The sequence below is a fragment of the Herbiconiux ginsengi genome, assembly GCF_900107435.1.
Taxonomy (GTDB): Bacteria; Actinomycetota; Actinomycetes; order Actinomycetales; family Microbacteriaceae; genus Herbiconiux; species Herbiconiux ginsengi.
The window spans coordinates 488,130-505,604 of record NZ_FNPZ01000004.1 but is presented as its reverse complement, the minus strand read 5'-3'; the positions used below and the strand labels follow the sequence as shown (position 1 = coordinate 505,604).

12 protein-coding genes and 3 rRNA genes are annotated in these 17,475 nt (G+C 63.8%); 1 reads left to right on the top strand and 14 read right to left on the bottom strand.

The genetic code is table 11. The features are described 5' to 3' along the window. Positions 1 to 18: 18 nt before the first annotated feature. The 9 genes from recN to BLW00_RS18665 all read right to left on the bottom strand — a co-directional run bounded on the left by recN (position 19) and on the right by BLW00_RS18665 (position 11,471). Complete coding sequence (gene recN, locus BLW00_RS18700; protein WP_092557009.1) at positions 19 to 1,737, bottom strand: DNA repair protein RecN; 1,719 nt, start codon at positions 1,735 to 1,737, stop codon at positions 19 to 21. Further along, complete coding sequence (locus tag BLW00_RS18695) at positions 1,730 to 2,644, bottom strand: NAD kinase (RefSeq protein ID WP_322788348.1); 915 nt, start codon at positions 2,642 to 2,644, stop codon at positions 1,730 to 1,732. The genes recN and BLW00_RS18695 overlap by 8 nt, the downstream gene beginning before the upstream one ends. Before the next feature lie 3 nt (positions 2,645 to 2,647). Next, positions 2,648 to 3,451, bottom strand: a complete 804-nt coding sequence (locus BLW00_RS18690) for a TlyA family RNA methyltransferase (protein WP_092557005.1) — start codon at positions 3,449 to 3,451, stop codon at positions 2,648 to 2,650. Then, positions 3,444 to 3,602 carry a hypothetical protein gene (locus tag BLW00_RS23600; RefSeq protein WP_175494375.1) on the bottom strand — a complete coding sequence of 53 codons (159 nt, stop codon included), beginning with the start codon at positions 3,600 to 3,602 and terminating at the stop codon, positions 3,444 to 3,446. Before BLW00_RS23600 ends, BLW00_RS18690 begins: the two co-directional genes overlap by 8 nt. A 54-nt stretch (positions 3,603 to 3,656) precedes the next feature. Beyond that, entirely contained in the window at positions 3,657 to 4,676 is a 1,020-nt protein-coding gene (locus BLW00_RS18685; protein WP_092557003.1) for an HAD-IIA family hydrolase, read from the bottom strand. Then, the gene (locus tag BLW00_RS18680) at positions 4,648 to 5,358 is read right to left on the bottom strand and encodes a hypothetical protein (RefSeq protein WP_245741678.1); all 711 of its coding nucleotides are present in this window, start codon (positions 5,356 to 5,358) and stop codon (positions 4,648 to 4,650) included. Before BLW00_RS18680 ends, BLW00_RS18685 begins: the two co-directional genes overlap by 29 nt. Positions 5,359 to 6,166: 808 nt before the next feature. Then, positions 6,167 to 6,283 (bottom strand): 5S ribosomal RNA (gene rrf / locus BLW00_RS18675). A gap of 136 nt (positions 6,284 to 6,419) precedes the next feature. Then, positions 6,420 to 9,537 (bottom strand): 23S ribosomal RNA (locus BLW00_RS18670). A 410-nt stretch (positions 9,538 to 9,947) separates the two neighbouring features. Further along, positions 9,948 to 11,471 (bottom strand): 16S ribosomal RNA (locus BLW00_RS18665). Together the 16S, 23S and 5S rRNA genes form the textbook arrangement of a ribosomal RNA operon. A 782-nt stretch (positions 11,472 to 12,253) precedes the next feature. On the opposite strand from BLW00_RS18665, the gene BLW00_RS18660 reads away from it, so the two are divergent. Next, the gene (locus BLW00_RS18660; protein ID WP_139256792.1) at positions 12,254 to 12,883 is read left to right on the top strand and encodes a hypothetical protein; all 630 of its coding nucleotides are present in this window, start codon (positions 12,254 to 12,256) and stop codon (positions 12,881 to 12,883) included. 18 nt (positions 12,884 to 12,901) lie between these two features. Here BLW00_RS18660 and tyrS read toward each other — a convergent pair whose 3' ends face one another. The 5 genes from tyrS to argF are packed head-to-tail and all read right to left on the bottom strand — an operon-like array spanning position 12,902 to position 17,432. Continuing rightward, positions 12,902 to 14,209: a tyrosine--tRNA ligase gene (gene tyrS, locus BLW00_RS18655; protein WP_245741677.1), complete on the bottom strand. Its 1,308-nt coding sequence runs from the start codon at positions 14,207 to 14,209 to the stop codon at positions 12,902 to 12,904. A 44-nt stretch (positions 14,210 to 14,253) separates the two neighbouring features. Further along, a complete protein-coding gene (locus tag BLW00_RS18650) occupies positions 14,254 to 14,847 on the bottom strand; it encodes a DNA-3-methyladenine glycosylase (RefSeq protein WP_092556997.1) in 594 nt (197 codons plus the stop codon). 19 nt (positions 14,848 to 14,866) lie between these two features. Further along, positions 14,867 to 15,028: a hypothetical protein gene (locus tag BLW00_RS23595; protein WP_175494374.1), complete on the bottom strand. Its 162-nt coding sequence runs from the start codon at positions 15,026 to 15,028 to the stop codon at positions 14,867 to 14,869. Further along, positions 15,028 to 16,476 carry an argininosuccinate lyase gene (gene argH / locus BLW00_RS18645; protein WP_092556995.1) on the bottom strand — a complete coding sequence of 483 codons (1,449 nt, stop codon included), beginning with the start codon at positions 16,474 to 16,476 and terminating at the stop codon, positions 15,028 to 15,030. Before argH ends, BLW00_RS23595 begins: the two co-directional genes overlap by 1 nt. Further along, positions 16,476 to 17,432 (bottom strand): ornithine carbamoyltransferase, encoded by a 957-nt coding sequence (gene argF / locus BLW00_RS18640; protein ID WP_092556993.1) that lies wholly within the window; start codon positions 17,430 to 17,432, stop codon positions 16,476 to 16,478. The genes argH and argF overlap by 1 nt, the downstream gene beginning before the upstream one ends. Between the last annotated feature and the right edge of the window lie 43 nt (positions 17,433 to 17,475).

Below are 17,475 nucleotides of genomic sequence, written 5' to 3'. Positions count from 1 at the left end.
CAGAACCCCCGATGGCTATCAGTGTGGCACAGCGAGGCTCTGCGCCGTGGAGAGGAGTTCGGCCGCGTGCGCGAGACCCGATTCCGAGTCGGGCAGGCCCGACAGAAGCCGTGCCATCTCGGCCAGGCGCTCCTCCCCGGCGAGCTGCACGACGTTGCTCGCGGTCACCGGCCCGTCTTGGTCTTTCTCGACCCGGAGGTGATTGGTGGCGAACGCGGCGACCTGCGCCAAGTGGGTCACCACGATCACCTGGGAGCTGCGTGCCAGCACGGCGAGACGCCGGCCGATCTCGATCGCGGATGCACCACCCACCCCGGCGTCCACCTCGTCGAACACGAAGGTCGGCACCGGATCGGCGGCCGCCAACACCACTTCGATCGCGAGCATCACCCGGGAGAGCTCACCCCCGGAGGCGCCCTTGCTGAGCGGCCGCGGTTCGCTGCCCTCGTGCGGCCGCAGCAGGAACTGCACCAGGTCGCGACCGGTCGAACCCAGATCGTCCCGCTCCTGCACCTCCACCACGAAGCGTGCGTTCGGCATCGCGAGCGCACCCAGTTCCTCGGTGACCGCCGCCGAAAGGCTCTCGGCCGCGGCCCGGCGCAGCGCGCTGAGGTCGGCGGCGATGCGCGTCAGCTCAGCGAACTCGTCGTCGACGAGCGCCGAGAGCTGCTCGATGCGATCGGAGTCGGAGTCGAGTTCGAGCAGCCGCGGCTCCGCCTCCGCGGTGAAAGCGAGCACGTCGGAGAGCTCGGGCCCATACTTGCGGGTCAGCACGGTGAGTTGTGCGCGCCGCTCCTGCACGCGGTCGAGCTCGCCCACCTCGTCGGTCTCGAGACCGGACACGTAACTGGCCAGCTGAGTGGAGATGTCGGAGACGATGAAACTCGCATTGGCGAGCGCCTCGACGATGGGGGCGAGCGCCGCGTCGTGGTGCGCCACCCGTTCGAGGCTGCGGAGGGCGGTGTCGATGAGCCCGACGGTGTCGGGCCCGTCGCCGGATTCGCTCGAGATGCCCTCCCGGGCCTCGGCCGCCGCCAGCCTCAGGTCTTCGAGGTTCGTCAGACGCCCGGCGAGGTCGGCCAACTCGACGTCTTCGCCGTCGACCGGCGCGACCGCCGAGATCTCGTCGATGGCCGCTCGCAATTGCTCGGCTTCGCGCAGGCGCGACGAGCGCTCGGTCACCAGCGCCTCGATCTCGGAGCTGTGCGCCTGCCACGACTCGTAGAGACTGCGGTACTCGGTCAGGCGCTCGGCGAGCGCCGCTCCCGCGAAGCTGTCGAGTGCCCCACGCTGGGCGGATTGGCTCTTCAGCCGCAGCTGATCGGACTGACCGTGCACCACCACCAGTGCATTCCCGAGCTCGGAGAGCACGCTGATCGGCGCCGATCGGCCGCCGACCACCGCCCGGCTGCGCCCCTCGGCCGACACCGAGCGGGACAGGATGACCTCGACGTCGCCGTCGCCACCCGCGTCGTCGAGGTCTCCCCCGACCTCGCGTACGCGATCGGCCACCACGCCGTCGCGCCCCACCAGGATGCGCCCCTCGATCCACGCCTGCGCCGCACCCGAGCGGATGGACCCGGTGTCGGCCCGCTCGCCGAACAGCAGCCCGAGTGCAGACACCACCATGGTCTTGCCGGCACCGGTCTCACCGGTGACGGCTGTGAATCCCGGTCCGAGCGGTAGCACCGCTTCGCCGATCACCCCGAGGTCTCGGATCGACAGTTCCTCAATCACGATCCATCGGCCCCCGCCACCCGTTCACGGGCAGATTGAACTTGCGCACCAGCCGGTCGGTGAACGGCGCCATGTGCAGCCGCGCCAACCGCACCGGCGTGGGCGAACGACGAACCACCACGCGCGCGCCCTTCGGCAGATCCCACATCCGCCGCCCGTCGGCCCAGAGCACCGCCCCGCCCTGCGTGCGGTCGAGCACCTCGACCGCGAGGGCGGAATCCGGGCCCACCACGAGCGGGCGGGCGAACAGCGCGTGGGGGCTGAGCGGAACCATCAGCAGGGCATCGAGGCTCGGCCACACCACCGGTCCGCCGGCCGAGAAGGAGTAGGCGGTCGACCCGGTCGGCGTCGACATCACCACGCCGTCGCAGCCGAAGCTCGAGAGTGGCCGCCCGTCGACCTCCACCACGACCTCGAGCATCCGCTCCCGGCTCGCCTTCTCGACGGTGGCCTCGTTCAACGCCCAGGTCTCGTAGACGACTTCGGAGTCGACCTTCACCCGCACCGACAGCGTCATGCGCTCTTCGACCAGGTAGTCACGGCCGAGCGCACGGTTGACCGTCTCTGTGAGGTCTTCGCGGTCGCTCTCGGCGAGGAATCCGACGTGCCCGAGGTTCACCCCGAGCAAGGGCACCGTCGACCCGCGCACCAGTTCGGCCGCGCGCAGGATGGTGCCGTCGCCGCCGAGCACGATCACGAGTTCGAGGTCGAAGACCGTCACGCCCGAACCGAGCGTCTCGAACGCCCCCAGATGGGCGAGTGCATCGGCTCGATCGTTCTCGTCGAGCGGCGCGATCACCGGGATCACCCCGGCGGCGCGCAACTGCTGGCACACGCTCTGCGCGGCCACCACGGAATCGTGACGCCCGGTGTGCAGAACGACCAGCATGTATCGCTCAGCAGACACGCATCACGCTCCTGTCATCTCGGTGACTCGTTCCAACCATTCTGTCGGATGAGAACCCACCTCCCGATTGAACCAGACCAGGTACTCGAGATTCCCGGCACCGCCGGCAATTGGGGAAGGGATCAGGCCGGCTGTGGATAACCCGAGGTCGAAGGCGGCCCAGAGCACGTTCGACACCGCATCGGCGCGGAGCCCCGCGTTCCGCACGATGCCTTCCTTCACGCCGGTGCGCCCCACCTCGAACTGCGGCTTCACCAGCAGCACGAAATCGGCGTCGGGCCGGGCGACCGACTGCAACGGCTCCAGCACCAAGCCGAGCGAGATGAACGACAGGTCGGCCACCACGAGGTCGACCGGGCGATCGATCCCGGATGCCCCGGCGAGCGTGTCCGGAGCTGCGAAGCGCAGATTGAACCCCTCCACCGCGACGACCCGAGGATCCCGGGCGATGATCGGGTCGAGCTGGCCGTGCCCCACATCGGCGGCGATCACCGGTTCGGCACCGCGCTCCAGCAGCACCTGAGTGAAGCCGCCCGTGGAAGCGCCGGCATCCAGCGCCAGCGTTCCCTCGACGCGCACGCCGGAGAACGCGTCGAGTGCCGCGATCAGCTTGTTGGCACCTCGGCTCACGTAGCGGTCGACCGCGTCCACTGTCACGAGCTGCCCGTCCGCCACGGGGAACGATGCCTTCACTTGCGGCGTACCGTCGACGCGTACATAGCCGTTGGCGATCAGGCGCGCGGCATGGGTGCGCGACCGGGCGAGGCCGCGAGCGGCGACCACGGCATCCAGACGAGCACTACCCATCCGACGGCGACACGTCTCCGCCCTCGAGGCGGGCCTTCAATTCGTCGTGCACCTGGGCATAGGCGGTCGCGCGCTGGTCCAGGGGCTGTTCCTCGATCACGCGGAGCCGCGGAACCAGAGCGGCATCGTTGTCGACGTCGTCCGTGTTCACCTGCCCAGCGTACCCCGCGCATCCGACGGCGACACCGTGGCGGACGGCCGTTCCTCAGCTGTAGAGAGCGGGATCGACGTCGAGCGCGTGAATCGAGAGCCCGGAGTTCCAGATCGCCGCCGACCCGGCCCGCACGAGGTCGGTCGCCGAATCGCCGGGCTTCACCACCCGCACCACGTGCCCCTTCATTCGCACGACGGACGCGCCCACCGTGGTCTCCGAGCCGTCTTTCGACGTCGAGGTGGCGGGGTACGGATCGAACAGCTGCCGCAGATCCGCGAGGATGAAGTCGGGCCGCGACCCCTGGGGCGCAGCGAGCAACTGCTTGGCCCGGTCGATGCCGGTCAGCACGTGGATGGCCCGCAGGCCGGCGCGTTTCGCGCCCATGGTGTCGGTGTCGAGGCGATCGCCGATGAATGCCGCGTTCTCGGCGCCGAAGCGCGCGAGCGCCAGCTCGAAGATCGTCGCCTCGGGCTTCCCCGCCACCACGGGCAACCGGCCGACGGCCGTGTGCACCGCCGATACCAAGGTGCCGTTGCCGGGCGCGATGCCCCCGGCCACGGGAATGGTCCAGTCGGTGTTGGTGGCGACCCAGTGCACCGCAGGGTCGTGCAGTGCGAAGCTCGCCTCGGCGAGCTGCGTCCACCCCACCTCGGGCGCGAACCCCTGCACCACGGCGGCCGGGTGGTCGGATGCCGACCGGGTCACGACGAATCCGGCCTTCTCGACTTCGGAGACGAGACCGATGCCGCCCACCACGAGCACGGTCGACCCGGGATCGATCAGGGTGACGAGAACGCGCATGGCCGCCTGCGGCGAGGTCACTACGTCCGCCGGAGCAACGGTCAGCCCGAAGCTGCTGAGATGCTCGGCGACCTGGGCGTCGGTGCGCGAGGCGTTGTTGGTGATGTACCCGGTGCGGAGCCCCTCGGAGACGACGCGCGAAAGCGACTCGACCGCGTGCGGGATCGCTGTCGGACCTTGATAGACGACGCCGTCGAGATCGGCCAGAACGGCGTCGACGCCGTCGAGCGGCAGCACCGGCTCAGTCCTCTTCGCTCTGAACAGACCCATCGTCCTCTTCCTCGAATACCTCGATCGTGTCGTCGGGTTCGCCGTTCAACGCGAGGTCCGCGCGCTCGGCGCGGGCCCGCCACAGGGCCGACTCCTCGTCTTGCCCGAGTTCGGCCAGCACCTCCGCGTAGGCGTCGAACAACTCAGGGCTGTAGGAATACGCCACATCGGGGTTCAGCTGCGGGATCTCGAGCTCCGTCAGCGCCGCATCCGCCTGCCCGAGGTCGAGCCGTGCGCCCGACATCGCGATGGCCACGGCGACCTGCGACGGCACCGACAGTGTCGACCGCTCGACGGATCTCCCGACCTCGAGCGCGCGCTCGGGCCGCCCCATCCCCCGCTCGCTGTCGATCATCAAGGCCAGTTGCTCGTTGGAACCGGAGATGCGGCGGAAGGTGCGGAGCTCGCGCAAGGCGAGGGCATAATCGCCGGTCGCGTAGGCGGTGATCGCGAGGGTCTCGCGAACCACACCGATCCGGCCGGCGCGACGGGAGGCCGACGTCGCGTGCAGGTGCGCCAATTCGGGGTTCTCCTCGATCAGGCGGCCGGCCATCACCAGGTGCCGGGCGACCTCTTCGGCGTTCTCCTTGTTCAGCGTCTTCAGTTCGTTGCGCGCGACCTTGTCGAGATCACGCCCGACGACGTCGTCGGGGATCTCGGGGTCGTCATGACGTGGACGCACGGCGCGCAGCTCGCGAGCGAGCAGCTCCTCCTCGGTGAGCGGCGGGCGCTCGAACCGGGATGCGTTCTGGTCGTTGCGCGCCGGTTTGCCGTCCTTGGTCCACAGCCGCCGCTCGCCCGGGCCGCCGTTCGACGGCCGCCCGCCGCGATCGGGTCGCCCGCCACGGTCCCCACCGCTACGCTCAGGTCGACCGCCACGATCGGAACCGCCCCGTTCCGGACGACCACCACGATCGGAACCGCCCCGCTCCGGACGACCACTTCGGTCGAAACCACCGCGCTCCGCACCTCCGCGGTCGGAACCATCTCGCGCGGGACGGCCACTGCGCTCAGAACCGCCGCGCTCCGGACGACCGCCGCGATCCGCGCTGCCCGTCCGGGCAGGTCGACCGGCGCCGTCAGGGCGTCCGCCCCGATCGGGGCGATCTCCGCGATCAGGCCGACCCCCCTGCGCCGGACCCCCGGCGCGCTCGGGACGGGCACTCCGATCGCTCCGGCCCCCGGCATCCGGGCGCCCACCGCGATCGGGCCGCGAACTGCTGTCACGGCGCGGGGTGAACGGGCGCTTGTCGGAGTCGTTACGGGCCGGCCGGCTGCCGTGTGGCCGCGCCGGGCCCGAGTCGCTGCGAGGAGGGCGACGACCACTGTCATCGCGCTTCGGACGTGCGTCATCGCCGCGCTCGTCGCGACGCTTCTCGTCATCGTTGTCGGTCACGATGGGCCCTCCTCAGGTACTCATTCGGCGGCTGAAAAACCACGGACTTAACGCAAAATGGCCACCCATTGCTGGGTGGCCATTTCACAAAGAAGTCCGGCGGTGTCCTACTCTCCCACAAGGTCCCCCTTGCAGTACCATCGGCGCAGAGAGTCTTAGCTTCCGGGTTCGGAATGTGACCGGGCGTTTCCCTCTCGCTATGGCCGCCGAAACACTATTGATGTATCAAAGTGAATCGAACAATCATTGCTGATTTGTTCGGCTCTCGACCGTACATCGAGAACCACATAGTGGACGCAAGCAATCTTGGCTCTAAATACCAGCCTTACAACGGTATGAAGATAGTGATTATCAAGTTATCGGCTTATTAGTACAGGTCAGCTCCACGAGTCTTTAGTCCTCGCTTCCACATCCTGCCTATCAACCCAGTAGTCTAGCTGGGAGCCTCTCACCCGAAGGTATGGAAATCTCATCTCAAGGCCGGCTTCCCGCTTAGATGCTTTCAGCGGTTATCCATCCCGAACGTAGCTAATCAGCGGTGCTCCTGGCGGAACAACTGACACACCAGAGGTTCGTCCAACCCGGTCCTCTCGTACTAGGGTCAGATCCTTTCAAATTTCCTACGCGCGCAGCGGATAGGGACCGAACTGTCTCACGACGTTCTAAACCCAGCTCGCGTACCGCTTTAATGGGCGAACAGCCCAACCCTTGGGACCTACTCCAGCCCCAGGATGCGACGAGCCGACATCGAGGTGCCAAACCATGCCGTCGATATGGACTCTTGGGCAAGATCAGCCTGTTATCCCCGAGGTACCTTTTATCCGTTGAGCGACAGCGCTTCCACAAGCCACTGCCGGATCACTAGTCCCGACTTTCGTCCCTGCTCGACTTGTCAGTCTCACAGTCAAGCTCCCTTGTGCACTTACACTCGCCATCTGATTGCCAACCAGATTGAGGGAACCTTTGGGCGCCTCCGTTACTTTTTAGGAGGCAACCGCCCCAGTTAAACTACCCACCAGGCACTGTCCCTGAACCGGATTACGGTTCGAAGTTAGATATCCAGAGTGACCAGAGTGGTATTTCAACAATGACTCCACCTGAACTAGCGTCCAAGCTTCAAAGTCTCCCACCTATCCTACACAAGCCACACCGAACACCAATACCAAGCTGTAGTAAAGGTCACGGGGTCTTTCCGTCCTGCTGCGCGTAACGAGCATCTTTACTCGTAGTGCAATTTCGCCGAGTTCGCGGTTGAGACAGCTGGGAAGTCGTTACGCCATTCGTGCAGGTCGGAACTTACCCGACAAGGAATTTCGCTACCTTAGGATGGTTATAGTTACCACCGCCGTTTACTGGGGCTTAAATTCTCAGCTTCGCCTTGCGGCTAACCGTTCCTCTTAACCTTCCAGCACCGGGCAGGCGTCAGTCCGTATACATCGTCTTGCGACTTGGCACGGACCTGTGTTTTTAGTAAACAGTCGCTTCCCACTGGTCTCTGCGGCCTTCAAACGCTCCAGGAGTAAATCCCTTCACGCCTCAGGCCCCCCTTCTCCCGAAGTTACGGGGGCATTTTGCCGAGTTCCTTAACCACGATTCTCTCGATCTCCTTGGTATTCTCTACCTGACCACCTGAGTCGGTTTGGGGTACGGGTGACTGGAACCTCGCGTCGATGCTTTTCTTGGCAGCATAGGATCACTGATTTCGTCCGTGAGGACTACCCATCGGGTCTCAGGCTATATGAACGACGGATTTGCCTATCGTTCGCCCTACATCCTTAGACCGGGACAACCATCGCCCGGCTCAGCTACCTTCCTGCGTCACACCTGTTAATACGCTAACCGCACCAGAACGGGTTCGAGCGTTAGACCGGTCCCGTCACCCCCGAAGGGGATCAGTGGTCCGGGTTAGGACTCTTAGCACTACTGGATTAGCTTGGGCGGTTCTTCGTCAGTACGGGAATATCAACCCGTTGTCCATCGACTACGCCTGTCGGCCTCGCCTTAGGTCCCGACTTACCCAGGGCGGATTAACCTGGCCCTGGAACCCTTGGTCTTTCGGAGGACGGGTTTCTCACCCGTCTTTCGCTACTCATGCCTGCATTCTCACTCGTGTAGCCTCCACGGCTGGTTTACACCGCCGCTTCGCTGGCCACACGACGCTCTCCTACCCATCTATGCGACTGGACCACGAAGGCCTGTCACTAACATAAATGCCACAAATTCGGTGGCGTGCTTGAGCCCCGTTACATTGTCGGCGCGGAATCACTTGACCAGTGAGCTATTACGCACTCTTTCAAGGGTGGCTGCTTCTAAGCCAACCTCCTGGTTGTCTGTGCAACTCCACATCCTTTCCCACTTAGCACGCGCTTTGGGACCTTATTTGGTGGTCTGGGTTGTTTCCCTCTCGACGATGAAGCTTATCCCCCACCGTCTCACTGCTGCGCTCTCACTTACCGGCATTCGGAGTTTGGCTAACGTCAGTAACCTTTTGGGGCCCATCGGCTATCCAGTAGCTCTACCTCCGGCAAGAAACACGCAACGCTGCACCTAAATGCATTTCGGAGAGAACCAGCTATCACGAAGTTTGATTGGCCTTTCACCCCTATCCACAGCTCATCCCCTCCATTTTCAACTGAAGTGGGTTCGGTCCTCCACGACGTCTTACCGTCGCTTCAACCTGGCCATGGATAGATCACTTCGCTTCGGGTCTAGAACATGCGACTGATTCGCCCTATTAAGACTCGCTTTCGCTACGGCTGCCCCTCACGGGTTAACCTCGCCACATATCACTAACTCGCAGGCTCATTCTTCAAAAGGCACGCTGTCACACCTACAAGGGTGCTCCAACGGTTTGTAAGCAAACGGTTTCAGGTACTATTTCACTCCCCTCCCGGGGTACTTTTCACCTTTCCCTCACGGTACTTGTCCGCTATCGGTCATCTGGGAGTATTTAGGCTTATCAGGTGGTCCTGACAGATTCACACGGGATTTCTCGGGCCCCGTGCTACTTGGGATACTCTTCGCGCCATTGCAACATTTCGACTACGGGGTTGGCACCCTCTATGACTGGCCTTTCAATGCCATTCGTCTATATTGCGTTGTAACGCTTGCTGTTCGGCAGAATCAGCAGAAAAGTCCCGCAACCCCGACCATGCAACGCCTGCCGGCTATCACACATGATCGGTTTAGCCTCTTCCGGTTTCGCTCGCCACTACTAACGGAATCGCTTTTGCTTTCTCTTCCTGTGGGTACTGAGATGTTTCACTTCCCCACGTTCCCTCTACCCGCCCTATATATTCAGGCGGGAGTCACCGGGTCACCTTGCGGGCCCAGCGGGGTTTCCCCATTCGGAAATCCTCGGATCAAAGCTCTATTATCAGCTCCCCGAGGCTTATCGCAGATTTATACGTCCTTCTTCGGCTCCAGATGCCAAGGCATCCACCGTTTGCTCTTAGAAACTTGAAATCACATGAGTTTGAATCGATCTTTCGTTAGAAAAATTGACCAATGATCTACAGAACCCCGAAGGGTTCTTGTTGATCTTTGTGATCCAGGACAAAGTCCTGAATCTAAGATGCTCGCGTCCACTGTGTAGTTCTCAAAGTACGGGCGGTACCCTTCCGCGCCTCGCTACTGCGAGACAAGAAAAGGTCCTGAGGTTCAGTCCAACTGCCGAAGCAGAAGATCCGGTCCCTCAGGACCCAACAGCGTGCGTATGCAATCTCCCCCGGTCAGACATTTTCCAAACCCGAAGGTCGTACTGGCGTCTAGCCGGCTCTTACTGCATCAATGTCAATGTTCCACCCATGAGCTACCAGCGAGAACGTATGTCTCGATCTGGCCTCTGGACAACCGAAGTTGCCAGTGCTCCTTAGAAAGGAGGTGATCCAGCCGCACCTTCCGGTACGGCTACCTTGTTACGACTTAGTCCTAATCACCGATCCCACCTTCGACGGCTCCCTCCACAAGGGTTGGGCCACCGGCTTCGGGTGTTACCGACTTTCATGACTTGACGGGCGGTGTGTACAAGGCCCGGGAACGTATTCACCGTGGCGTTGCTGATCCACGATTACTAGCGACTCCGACTTCATGAGGTCGAGTTGCAGACCTCAATCCGAACTGAGACCGGCTTTTTGGGATTCGCTCCACCTTACGGTATTGCAGCCCTTTGTACCGGCCATTGTAGCATGCGTGAAGCCCAAGACATAAGGGGCATGATGATTTGACGTCATCCCCACCTTCCTCCGAGTTGACCCCGGCAGTCTCCTATGAGTTCCCACCATTACGTGCTGGCAACATAGAACGAGGGTTGCGCTCGTTGCGGGACTTAACCCAACATCTCACGACACGAGCTGACGACAACCATGCACCACCTGTTTACGAGTGTCCAAAGAGTTGACCATTTCTGGCCCGTTCTCGTATATGTCAAGCCTTGGTAAGGTTCTTCGCGTTGCATCGAATTAATCCGCATGCTCCGCCGCTTGTGCGGGCCCCCGTCAATTCCTTTGAGTTTTAGCCTTGCGGCCGTACTCCCCAGGCGGGGAACTTAATGCGTTAGCTGCGACACGGAGACCGTGGAATGGTCCCCACATCTAGTTCCCAACGTTTACGGCGTGGACTACCAGGGTATCTAATCCTGTTCGCTCCCCACGCTTTCGCTCCTCAGCGTCAGTTACGGCCCAGAGATCTGCCTTCGCCATCGGTGTTCCTCCTGATATCTGCGCATTCCACCGCTACACCAGGAATTCCAATCTCCCCTACCGCACTCTAGTCTGCCCGTACCCACTGCAGGCTGGAGGTTGAGCCTCCAGTTTTCACAGCAGACGCGACAAACCGCCTACGAGCTCTTTACGCCCAATAATTCCGGACAACGCTTGCACCCTACGTATTACCGCGGCTGCTGGCACGTAGTTAGCCGGTGCTTTTTCTGCAGGTACCGTCACTTTCGCTTCTTCCCTACTAAAAGAGGTTTACAACCCGAAGGCCGTCATCCCTCACGCGGCGTTGCTGCATCAGGCTTGCGCCCATTGTGCAATATTCCCCACTGCTGCCTCCCGTAGGAGTCTGGGCCGTGTCTCAGTCCCAGTGTGGCCGGTCACCCTCTCAGGCCGGCTACCCGTCGTCGCCTTGGTGGGCCATTACCTCACCAACTAGCTGATAGGCCGCGAGTCCATCCTTGACCGAAATTCTTTCCACGACCAGATGATGCCATCGGTCGTCGTATCCGGTATTAGACGTCGTTTCCAACGCTTATCCCAGAGTCAAGGGCAGGTTACTCACGTGTTACTCACCCGTTCGCCACTGATCCAGAGGAGCAAGCTCCTCTTTCACCGTTCGACTTGCATGTGTTAAGCACGCCGCCAGCGTTCGTCCTGAGCCAGGATCAAACTCTCCGTAAATGTTTATTTGCACGACCACCGAAGTGGCCGGCACATTTTTTGTGCGACCGAACCGGAATGGGTTCTGCATCGCACGAGTTTGAAACTGACAAGACAAATCATTACTGACTTGCTTTGTTGTTCTAAATGTATTCCAAAGGAATCCCTTCTGACCTAAGTCAGACGGGGTTTTTGGCATTTGACATTGTGCACGCTGTTGAGTTCTCAAGGATCGGATGCTCTGAATACCAGGCCTTTCGGCTTTCGTTTCAGGCAACTTCTCTATATTACTTGTTTCGATCTCCGTGTCAAATCGGCCGTTTTTCGGTGTCGAGATCAGATCTCGGCGCGCCAAACGAAGCCATGACTTCGAAGGTCAGGATTCAGATGTTGTTCGTAGCCGCGTCACCCTGTAGCTCAATGCTTTTCAGTGTTTCGCGTTGCTCCGAGGCAACTTCTCAACCCTACCACTCCCGCGCTCTGTGTCAAATCGGCGTTTTCGCTGTGTTTGAGATAATCTCAGGCGCGAATCCGACGCTTCGACAGCTGCGGGAGCGGTGTCTGTACATCCTAAGCTTTCAGACACAGAACTACTAGGTAGTTTGTGCCTTTTCGGCTTATGGGATGGTCCCTCTTGAGGCCGGGAAGCTCTTCCGCTTTCCGCACCTTTGGGGTGACGAGTTAGAAGATTACGCGGATGTTTCGAGGGGTGGCAAATTGCGATGCATCCCGGGCGTGTCGCCCTGAGATTTCGCGGATGTAGTCTCAAGGAGACAGATTGTCGCAAGAGAGGAACACCCCTGATGGTGTACACGGTAATGGCGACACGAGGTCCGGGTGATGCGCGCGATGCGCTCTACCCCTCCGTGGACGCGAAGTTCACGATCGTCGGCGAAGAGCGAGACGGTGTCGATCCGGTCTGGCACGCGGCATCCGCTGTTCGGGTTCACGAGAAGGCCGGTGACGCCGAGGCGCCCACCGGCACAACGGGCTCGTCGTTCGCGATGACGGATGCGCGTGTGCTCATCCGCGCCTCCACGGGCACGAAGAAGAGTGATGTCGCGGTGGGTCACGTGCGGTACCCGTGGATCCAGGAAGTCGGCTACCACCGGTCGACCGGTGCCGAGGATCCCGGAGTGGTGCAGTTCACCGTGCACCTGCGCGGCGACGACGACGTGATCGTGCGCCGCTCGGTGACACTCGAAGTCGGAACGAAAGACGACCCGCGCACCATCGCCCTGCAGGCCGCCGTGAAGATCGCCGACTACCGGCTGGCGACCACACCCAACCTCAGCGATGACAAGCGTTGGACGCTCGCGAAGCTGCGCACGCCGAAGCCACCGCTGCGCGAGGAGGCCGAGCTCACACTCATCCGTCTCCCCGGATCGGTGCACGTCAGCCCCGACACCGCGATCCCCGTCACCGTCGGGTGATCGGCCGGGCGGGTCCGGTCAGCTGATCGTGACGCCGGCGAGTGTCTTCTTGCCGCGACGCAGCACCGCGAACCCGCCCGCCAACGCGGCACCCCCGAGAGCGGCGCTCTCGTCGGACACCTTCGCGTTGTTCAGATAGACGCCGCCTTGCGCGATGGCGCGGCGGCCCTCCCCCAGGCTCGAGACGAGACCGGTGTCGAGCAGAGCCTCCACCACGGTCGTCTCCGCCGTTGCCGGGACGTTCGGCAGTTCCGCGATCGCCGCACCGAGCGTGGCCTCATCGAGGTCGGCGAGTTCGCCCTGGCCGAAGAGTGCGGCCGCGGCCGCGATCGCGGCATCCGTCGCCGCCACTCCGTGCACGAGCGCCGTCACCTCATAGGCCAGCGCCCGCTGCGCCTCGCGACGGAACGGTTCGTCGGCCACCGCCTGGGCCAAGCGCTCGATCTCGGTCCGCGGCCGGAACGAGAAGATCTTCAACCGGTCGATCACGTCGGCGTCGTCGGTGTTGAGCCAGAACTGGTAGAACGCGTAGGGGCTGGTGAGCGCGGGGTCGAGCCAGATGGCGTTGCCTTCGCTCTTGCCGAACTTCGTGCCGTCGGAATTCGTGATGAGCGGGGTGCCGATCGCGTGCACACTGACGTGCTCGGTTCGGTGGATGAGATCCGTTCCGCTCGTGAGGTTGCCCCACTGATCGCTGCCCCCGGTCTGCAGCACGCAGCCGTAACTCCGGTAGAGCTCGAGGTAGTCGAGCCCTTGCAGGATCTGGTAGCTGAACTCGGTGTAGCTGATGCCGGCGTCGGAGTTCAACCGCGCCGACACGGCGTCCTTCTTCAGCATCGTGCCCACCCGGAAGTGCTTGCCGATGTCGCGCAGGAAGTCGATGGCCGAGAGCGGCGCCGTCCAGTCGAGGTTGTTCACCAGCCGGGCCGCGTTGTTGCCGTCGAAGCTGAGGAACCGGGCCACTTGGCTCTGCAGGTAGCCCACCCACTCGGCCACCGTGTCCTTCGTGTTGAGCGTGCGCTCGGCGCTCGGCCGGGGATCGCCGATCAGGCCCGTCGATCCGCCCACCAGACCGAGCGGTTTGTGCCCTGCGAGCTGAAGGCGCCGCATCACCAGCAGCTGCACCAGATTGCCGAGGTGCAGACTCGGGGCCGTGGGGTCGAATCCGCAGTAGAACGTGATCGGATCGCCCGCCAGCAGGGACTTCAGTTCGGCCGGATCGGTGGAGACGTGCACCAGGCCGCGATAGACCAATTCGTCCCAGATATCGTCGAACGACGGATCGTTCTGCTGCACGATCCCGGGTGGGGCGACTGTCTCTGACACGGTGTCCAAGCCTACCAGCGAGGGAGGGTTCGAGCTGTCGGCGCTCACGCCTTCGGGTGGCGTTTGTAGGGCGAGACCGTGGGGTCGCCTTCGAGGAAGAAGCGCCATCGGAACGGGTCCCGGCCGCCCGGGCCGCTCACCCCGGTGCGCAGGCTGGTCGCGATGCCGGCGGAGCGGGCCTGCGGGAACTCCAGCGAGAACGGCTCGCGGTCGAGCGCCGCCCCGTTGTCGGTCATCGCGATGCCGAGCGCCCGCACGAGACGGGCGGGACCGCGGGCGAGCTCGGCGTCGTTCTTCGCCGTGGTGCGACGTTCTCGGGCGAGCTCGATGCCCTCGATCACCTCTCCACCGCGCAGCAGCACCGCGGTCGCCTCGCCAGGAGGTGAGCAGACAACGTTGGCGCAGACGTGCATCCCGTAGGTGAAATACGTGTACAGGTGGCCGGGATCGCCGTACATCACCGCGTTGCGGGCGGTCTTGCCACGGAAGGCGTGCGACCCCGGGTCGAGGCCTTCGCCGATGTACGCCTCGACCTCGGTGATGCGGATGGCCACGGCTCCCGCTGGAGAGTCGTGGCGGAACACGGCACCGAGGAGCAGCGGCGCGATCTCGAGCGAGGATTCGGCGAGGTCGATCATGATGGTGCGGGAGGCCGGATCAGAAGAGGCGGACGCCGAGCGCCAGGCTCACGACGATCCCGGCGACCACCACGACACCGGCGAGCGCGATGATCAGCCAGACCACGCGGTTCGGCAGCGGGCGGCGCCAGAACCCGGGGTCGCCGGGCGCGCGTTCGGGCTTGGGCTTCTTGTCGTTCATCAGACACCTCCGGGCAGGGCACCGGTCTGCGAGACGAGCGCCCGCACCCGTTCGGTCAGGGCGGCCAGTTGCTCCCGCACGCGGACGCCGGCCGTGCCGCCCGAGCCGTCGCGGCTCGCCACCGAACCCTCGATGGTGAGCACCGCCCGCACCTCGGGTGTCAGGTGCTCGGAGATGGCGGCGAACTGCTCGTCGCTCAGCTGGTCGAGGTCGAGATCGTGATCCTCGGCGAACTTCACCAGGGTGCCGGTGATCTCGTGCGCGTCACGGAAGGTGACGTGCTGCTTCACCAGCCACTCCGCGACATCCGTCGCCAGCGAGAAGCCCTGCGGTGCGAGCTCGGCCATCCGCTCGGTGTGGAAGGTCAGGGTGGCGACCATGCCGGTGAAAGCAGGCAGCAGGACCTCGAGGGTCTTGATCGAGTCGAAGACGGGCTCCTTGTCCTCCTGCAGGTCGCGGTTGTACGCGAGCGGAAGGCCCTTCAGCGTGGCCAGGAGCCCCGTGAGATTGCCGATCAGTCGGCCCGCCTTGCCACGGGCGAGCTCGGCGATGTCGGGGTTCTTCTTCTGCGGCATGATCGAGGAGCCCGTGGAGTACGAGTCCGAGAGCGTGACGAAGCCGAACTCCTTCGTGTTCCAGATGATGATCTCCTCCGCGAAGCGTGAGAGGTCGATGCCGATCTGGGCGGTGACGTAGGCGAACTCCGCCACGACATCGCGCGAGGCGGTGCCATCGATGGAGTTCTCGACCCCGTGAGCGAAGCCGAGGTCGTGCGCGACGAGCTCGGCGTCGAGGCCGAGGGTGTTGCCGGCCAGCGCTCCGGAGCCGTAGGGAGAGGCGTTCGCCCGCGCGTCCCAGTCGCGCAGGCGCTCGATGTCACGCACCAGGGGCCAGCAGTGCGCGAGCAGCTGATGCGCGAGGAGCACCGGTTGCGCGTGCTGCAGATGGGTGCGGCCGGGCAGGATGGCGCCGAAGTTCGCGTCGGCCTGCGAGGCGGTGGCGTCGATGAGGTCGACGAGGAGCCGGGCGAGCGTCGCCGCGTGATCGCGCAGGAGCATCCGCACCAGGGTGGCGATCTGATCGTTGCGGCTGCGGCCCGCACGGAGCTTGCCGCCGAGCTCGGGGCCGGAGAACTCGATCAGCCCGCGCTCGAGTGCCGAGTGCACGTCTTCATCCGTGGGCAGCGGAGTGAATTCGCCGCTGTCGACGGCGGCGGCGAGTTCGTCGAGGGCGTCGAGCATGCCCGTCAACTCGGCCTCGTCGAGGTAGCCTGCGCGCGCCAGCGCCCGGGCGTGAGCGCGCGAACCCGCGATGTCGTATTGCGCGAGCTGCCAATCGAAATGCGTCGAACGGCTCAGCTCGGCGAGCTCGGGAGCGGGGCCGCCGGAGAAGCGGCCTCCCCAGAGCGCGCCGGCCTCGGCTGCCCGTGAAGAGACGTCGTCGGACATCAGAAGCCCGCCTTCCGGACAGGAGTCGCCTGCTCGTTCTGCTCGAACAGCCAGACCAACAGCGCCTTCTGGGCGTGCAGGCGGTTCTCCGCCTCATCCCAGATCACGCTCTGCGGTCCGTCGATCACCTCGGCCGCGACTTCGTAGCCACGGTCGGCCGGGAGACAGTGCAGGAACAGCGCATCGCCCTTCGCCCGCGCCATCATGGCCGGATCGACCTGGTAGCCGCCGAAGGTCTTCACGCGCTCGGCCTTCTCGTCTTCTTTGCCCATCGACACCCAGGTGTCGGTGACCACGACGTCGGCTCCCGACGCAGCCTCCGCCGGATCGGTGAGCACCGTGACCGATCCCCCTGTTTCGGCGGCTCGCTTCTCGGCATCGGCGACGACGGATGCCGTGGGCGAGTATTCGGCCGGGCTCGCGATCCGCACGTGCATGCCCGCGGTCGCTCCGGCCAGCAGGTAGGACTGGGCCATGTTGCTCGCCCCGTCGCCGAGGAAGGCGACGGTGAGGCCTGCCAACTCGCCGCGGTGCTCGCGGATGGTGAGGAAGTCGGCGAGCAGCTGGCAGGGGTGGAAGTCGTCGGAGAGGGCGTTGACCACGGGCACCCGGGTGCCCGCCGCCATCTCCTCGAGCCCCGACTGCGCATAGGTGCGCCACACGATCGCGGCCACCTGGCGTTCGAGCACCCGCGCGGTGTCGGACGCCGTCTCCTTGCCGCCGAGCTGACTCGACGCGGTGGAGATGATGAGCGGGATGCCGCCGAGATCGGCGATGCCGACCGCGAACGACACCCGGGTGCGGGTCGAGGACTTGTCGAAGATGACCGCGACGGTCTGCGGACCGGCCAGGGGCTTGGCCTGGAATCGGTCCTTCTTCAGCTGCACGGCCAGATCGAGGATCTGCTGCTGCTCGGCCGGCGTGATGTCGTCGTCGCGGAGGAAGTGCCTGGTCATGGTTCGGTTCGCCTCAGTGTCGGGAAGAGTCGGAAGTGTTCAG